Origin of the sequence: Microcoleus sp. POL10_C6 (assembly GCF_036701585.1) — a bacterium.
Classification (GTDB): domain Bacteria; phylum Cyanobacteriota; class Cyanobacteriia; order Cyanobacteriales; family Microcoleaceae; genus Microcoleus.
This window is the reverse complement of record NZ_JAUBRB010000114.1, coordinates 1-5,081: the sequence shown is the minus strand read 5'-3', so window position 1 is coordinate 5,081 and position 5,081 is coordinate 1. Positions and strand designations below refer to the sequence as shown.

At 47.3% G+C, this 5,081-nt stretch carries 4 protein-coding genes and 1 pseudogene; 2 read left to right on the top strand and 3 right to left on the bottom strand.

Annotation, left to right across the window (positions count from 1 at the left end; genetic code table 11):
- Nucleotides 1-231 precede the first annotated feature (231 nt).
- Nucleotides 232-1,155, bottom strand: a complete 924-nt coding sequence (locus tag QUA34_RS29655; protein ID WP_333391044.1) for a M23 family metallopeptidase — start codon at nt 1,153-1,155, stop codon at nt 232-234.
- Nucleotides 1,156-1,462: 307 nt separating this feature from the next.
- Here QUA34_RS29655 and QUA34_RS29650 point away from each other — a divergent pair, with 307 nt between their 5' ends.
- Nucleotides 1,463-2,683: an HhoA/HhoB/HtrA family serine endopeptidase gene (locus tag QUA34_RS29650; protein WP_333391041.1), complete on the top strand. Its 1,221-nt coding sequence runs from the start codon at nt 1,463-1,465 to the stop codon at nt 2,681-2,683.
- Nucleotides 2,684-2,987: 304 nt separating this feature from the next.
- On the opposite strand, the gene QUA34_RS29645 is transcribed toward QUA34_RS29650, so the two are convergent.
- Nucleotides 2,988-3,335 carry a DUF760 domain-containing protein gene (locus tag QUA34_RS29645; RefSeq protein WP_333391039.1) on the bottom strand — a complete coding sequence of 116 codons (348 nt, stop codon included), beginning with the start codon at nt 3,333-3,335 and terminating at the stop codon, nt 2,988-2,990.
- A 42-nt stretch (nt 3,336-3,377) separates the two neighbouring features.
- On the bottom strand, nt 3,378-3,893 hold the full coding sequence (gene scpB / locus QUA34_RS29640) for an SMC-Scp complex subunit ScpB (protein WP_333391036.1): 516 nt from the start codon (nt 3,891-3,893) through the stop codon (nt 3,378-3,380).
- Between the two features lie 769 nt (nt 3,894-4,662).
- Here scpB and QUA34_RS29635 point away from each other — a divergent pair.
- Nucleotides 4,663-4,770, top strand: a pseudogene (locus QUA34_RS29635) (IS630 family transposase); the annotation flags it as partial.
- Nucleotides 4,771-5,081 lie beyond the last annotated feature (311 nt).

The window sequence follows — 5,081 nt, the reverse complement described above, 5'->3', positions numbered from 1 at the left end:
GAGATTGCACTCACTTTTTTCACTTCTCTATTTTATTGCGATCGCATTCCTCTTTAAAAACTGTCCGGAGTATTGTTTGTAAGTGAGTCTAGTAAAATGTTGGTAACATATTTTTTGGGATAGGCAATCGTGTAACAATTCTGCTGCCTATCTTTTTTACCACAACACAGCTCAATCCTTAGCCAGTCTGGATTTGGGGCGGCTTGTCACCCCCCCAGCACACTAACAATCCTATTTTTTAATAGTCGCTTGCAAATAAAGCAGCGGGTCTTCAGCAACCCAACCCAAACCCGAATTGTACCGAACTTCAAAATGCAAATGAGATGGCGTAATGTCCCGTTTTCCCGTCGTCCCGACAGTTCCCAAAACTTCTCCAGACAGCACTTTTTGACCGACTTTTACCGCAATATCTTTCAAATGAGCGTAGCGCGTTTGCTTCCCCGCTTGATGGTTCACCACCACTAAATTCCCGTAATCCCCCTGCGGCCCGGCAAAGGCGACAGTCCCCTCGCCCGCAGCCAAAACCTGCGTACCCTCCGACGCCAAAAAATCTACGCCACTGTGGAAAAAAAATTCGCGCCGCGCCGGATGCAATTGCCGCCCGTAACGCAAAGCTTCCACTGCAGGGGCGGGCAGCGGAAATCCTTGCACCGATGGCGTTGCATCGGGATTGATAGAAGGCCCGATCGACCTATTCACCGCTGGCACAAACACCGTTTTCCCCAAAGGCCTGCACCCATTCGCCTCAAATAGCAAATCTGCGGGCACTTTGTAAGCTTCTGCCAGTTTTTGCCAATTCCAGCCCGCAGGCACTTCTACCTCGATGCCACTGTACGGAGGAATGACGATCGCACTTCCAGCAGATACTCCACCGCCCCGCAACATCGGATTTATCCCGATCAGCGCCCCAGGAATCACATTGTACTGCCGCGCGATGCTTTCTATTGTTTCGCCCTGGGCCACAGTGTGGCGGCGCAACCGAGACATAGCCGGACTCGGGCAATCGCGGGCCGGGTCGGGGTTTTCTACAGGTGTACCTAAAGGAAGATTTGCAGGTGGGATTTCGGTATTTGCCGCCGTTTTCTCAACGGGTGCGATCGACCAAATTAATGCAAAAATCAGCGGAAATAAGCGTTTCAAAGTCATTATGTACATAAAAAAGTATTCATTTCGGACAGTTGACAATTTTAAAATCCTGTGAAACTGCATATTTGAAAGCTTTAGCCACCCCCCAGAGTGTAAATCCCAGGCTAAGCCAAGTTAGGATGAGAATTATTAGTTTGATTCGCTCTTGGCAAATCCGGCAAAATTGCCTGTGATGACCATCGGCGCCTGCTTGTTAACAGCTATGTTCTTGAGGAAGCGGTACGCCCCGCCCCGCTTCCTTCCCGTCGCCAACAAGACAAAAATGCTTGATTCGGAACCTGTCTGCGGGGATGAGGTATTTAGCGGGAGTTATTAAATGAGTTTATCTTTTAAGCAAGCGACCCTTTATGTGACTCTGCTGTCAATCGGCGGAGGTATGGGATGGTTGGGAAATCGCTATCTGCAAGGCTCAAACAATCTGGAAACCGGATTGGTTTTGCCAGTAGTACGCCAGCAAATCCCCCCCTATCCCTCTCCTCCAGTTCTGGAAAATCGGGCAGTCGATCGCAGCAATCCCAATTTTATTGCTGAAGCAGCCGAAAAAGTCGGCCCGGCTGTAGTGCGGATTGACGCCTCAAGCAAGGTGGCGAATCAAGTGCCGGAAGCTTTCAAAAATCCTTTGTTTCGTCGGTTTTTTGGGGAGAATTTGCCGCAGCCGGAAGAACGACTCAAGAGAGGTACCGGTTCCGGGTTTATTCTCACTTCTGACGGCCGCATCGTTACTAATGCTCACGTTGTCTCCGGGACGGATACTGTCAAGGTGACGCTCAAAGACGGCCGCGAGTTTGAGGGTAAGGTGCAGGGAGTCGATCCGCTGACGGATGTGGCTGTGGTTAAGATTAATGCTAAGGAACTGCCGCAGGTGGCTTTGGGTCGCTCGGACAATATTGTACCGGGACAGTGGGCGATCGCGATCGGCAATCCTTTAGGTCTCGACAATACCGTGACTGTGGGCATTATCAGCGCTACGGGTCGATCGAGTTCCCAAGTCGGCATCCCCGACAAGCGAGTCCGCTTCATCCAAACCGACGCCGCCATCAACCCCGGCAATTCAGGCGGCCCCTTGCTCAACGACCAAGGCGAAGTAATTGGCATCAATACCGCCATTCGCGCCGACGCTCAGGGCTTGGGATTTGCAATTCCGATCGAAACCGCCAAACGAATTTCCGATCAGTTATTCGCCAAAGGTAAAGCCGAACATCCCTATCTCGGCATTCAAATGGTCAGCTTGACTGCCGCCACCAAGGCAGAACTCAACAAACAGCTCGATAGTAATAAAATTACCCTCGATCAAGGCGTAGCCGTGGCGCGAGTCGTGGAAAATTCCCCCGCTCAAAAAGCGGACTTGCGCGCCGGAGATGTCATTCAAAAAGTTGACGGAATTGCGGTTAACACTCCCGGTGACGTGCAAGAACGGGTGGAAAACACTGTTGTGGGCAAAGAACTCGAAGTGGAAATTAACCGTTTGGGTCAAGTTCAGAAAATTAAAGTACGTCCGGGTGCTTTTCCCCTATCGGGTAGCTCCGCCGGTGGGTAATACGATTTTCGATTTTCGATTAAAGAATTAAGAATGACTTACTGCATAAGGATTTGGAGCTTATCTACAGTTGCATTCTTTTTTGAAATTGGTATTAGTTGCAAGGGTGGAGGATGGAAGATGAATCTGATGCTTTATAGTCCTGGAAGCAGTAACCGGGTTTTTTCACCAAAAGCCGCGGTGTAGCGCGAGGGATAGCCGGTTAACAGCCCGGTTTCTTAATTCCCTGTGCCTCCATGATTCAGGATTATGGATTTTTCTGAACAACTTTCATCTTTCTGACTTCCCCAACCCGTTGATTTTTTTACTTGTCTTTGGGTGAGTTTGGTTTAATCGAGCTGGTGCTTGCTAAATTTTCTTCTAGGTACATCCTCTGCTCCATTTGCCTCAAAAAATAGCCTGTCATCATCGCTGAAGCTAGCAAACCTGCTAAGTTTTCGCGATCGGTGGTAATTTCGACGTTAAAATTTTCTGAAGGCAAAACGCCGACAAGTCCTTGAACGTTATGAGAGATTATTTCTCTGATGTCGGGGCTGACGGACTTGGCGACGCGGGCTAGAACCTCCGGGGATTGGTGTTGGAGGTACTTCAGCAGTGGATTGACTGCGGTTTGTTGGGCATTGGATGCGTCAAAGTCAGGGTGAAAAACCATTTGGCGATTCTTAATTTCTGGCTGGTTACATTCTACTTCAAACTACTCCTCATTGCTTGGGTACAAATTTGCCTGAAAGTCAATTTGCAATTGTTTTGGCAGTTGATCTACTTGAAAGTACCGATGAAATTTCTCGGTAACTTGTAACCAATACGACCGCCCCTCAGCAGGCCGCCGTTTGCGAACGAAACCCATTTCTACCAGTTCCTGCACTTGTTGGTAAGCTCCTGAACCTCGCAAGTTAACTAAATCTGGCTGAGCGATGCCGCCTTTGAGGGCGATCGCAGCCAGCGTCCGCAGAGATCCCACACCTAATTCTGGAGGTATTAAAGTTTGCATTAAACTGGCAAACTCTTCTCTGAGTTGCAGGCTGTATCCTGTGGGGGTTTCGACGACTTCTAATGCACTGTCGCGGTGGGACGAGTCAGACATGAGTTCGATGATGGCGTCTTCGGCTTCGGCTCGATCGCACTTGGCAATCTCGGCAATTTCTGCGATCGACACTGGCTGACCTTTTAAGTAAAGTATGGCTTCTATTGTTGTGGCTAAGCGAGTCATTTGGGAATTGGTAATTAGGAATGGGGACGTGGAAAGAAGCAAGGAAGAAGAAAGACTCAGGAAAACAACAGTTATCGGTATTTCCGTAACTTCGGTGTCGTGAATAATGAGAGTTAGGAATAAACATTCCCCTTACACAAATTATTAATAGTGTAGGTTAGGTTGATGAACAAAACCTACACTATTAATTTTCTTTTTTTATATCAGTCCGAGACGCAGAAATATATAACGTTTCTGGCTCTCCTGAGCTTATGGTGTAAAATAGATCAACCAATACACCTGACGGGGTGACACCCCCGTCATAACCCCTAGCTGACGGGGTTGTGACCAATTTATGGTAAAAAAAGATGGGTCAGTATTGTTAAGAAACCCCATCAGTTAAAATGTTACCTCAATCATACCAAATTTGTTTCCAACGGTCGCTCAAAAACGCCTAATACTTGACTCTGACTATTGTAGTTTTTCTGCTCCCAACCCATAAACAAGTGAGTATAGCCCGTCACCTAAAAGTCGGGTGTCAATTAGTAATTGCATTGGATAGAACTCAATGGAAAGATTATAATGTCTTAATGGTAAGTGCCATAGTTCAAAAAAGGGCATTTCCTGTATTCTGGACGCTGTGAGATAAACATGGGGTTTCTAATACAAGTCGAAGAGAAACAAGTGTTATGTCCAGTTATTCGCTTGTTAAAAAGATATAAATTAGTAATTGTTTGCGCTCGGTAATTTCAGTAACTGCTCACCGCAACCCGGTTGCGGTGAGCAGTTACGACTTTGGCCGCTTACAAATGAGCCTCTTGCTAATCGAACATTTGAAAATCTTGATGACTTAGAAAAGGTTTTATTTACTCGCTACAAACAATTACTCCAACAGTAAGATTTAATTCGGGGTTTCACAAACTTTCACTGGTGGCCTCAAGTTCCCGTTGCTGCTTAATTATGGGTAAGTACCCGGACATGATATAAGATTGAGCCTCGAATTTATAATTTTAGTTAGTGGGATGAAAGATCTTGTCGGGTCGATCGCACCTGGGCAATCTCACTCAGTTGGTGGCGGGCACGAGTCAGAGGGGTCTGTGTTTCCCAGTTGCGATCGCCCTCATCGAGCTCACGTTAACTAGGGTTTGCTGAATAATCGATCGCAAACTAAGAACAGGAGCTCACGATATATTCAAGCAGAGTTAAATA

Bases quoted from the DNA above. Each gene is read 5' to 3' on its own strand.
- scpB (WP_333391036.1), bottom strand. From the start codon at position 3,893: ATGACTCGCTTAGCCACAACAATAGAAGCCATACTTTACTTAAAAGGT.
- QUA34_RS29645 (WP_333391039.1), bottom strand. From the start codon at position 3,335: ATGGTTTTTCACCCTGACTTTGACGCATCCAATGCCCAACAAACCGCA.
- QUA34_RS29650 (WP_333391041.1), top strand. From the start codon at position 1,463: ATGAGTTTATCTTTTAAGCAAGCGACCCTTTATGTGACTCTGCTGTCA.
- QUA34_RS29655 (WP_333391044.1), bottom strand. From the start codon at position 1,155: ATGTACATAATGACTTTGAAACGCTTATTTCCGCTGATTTTTGCATTA.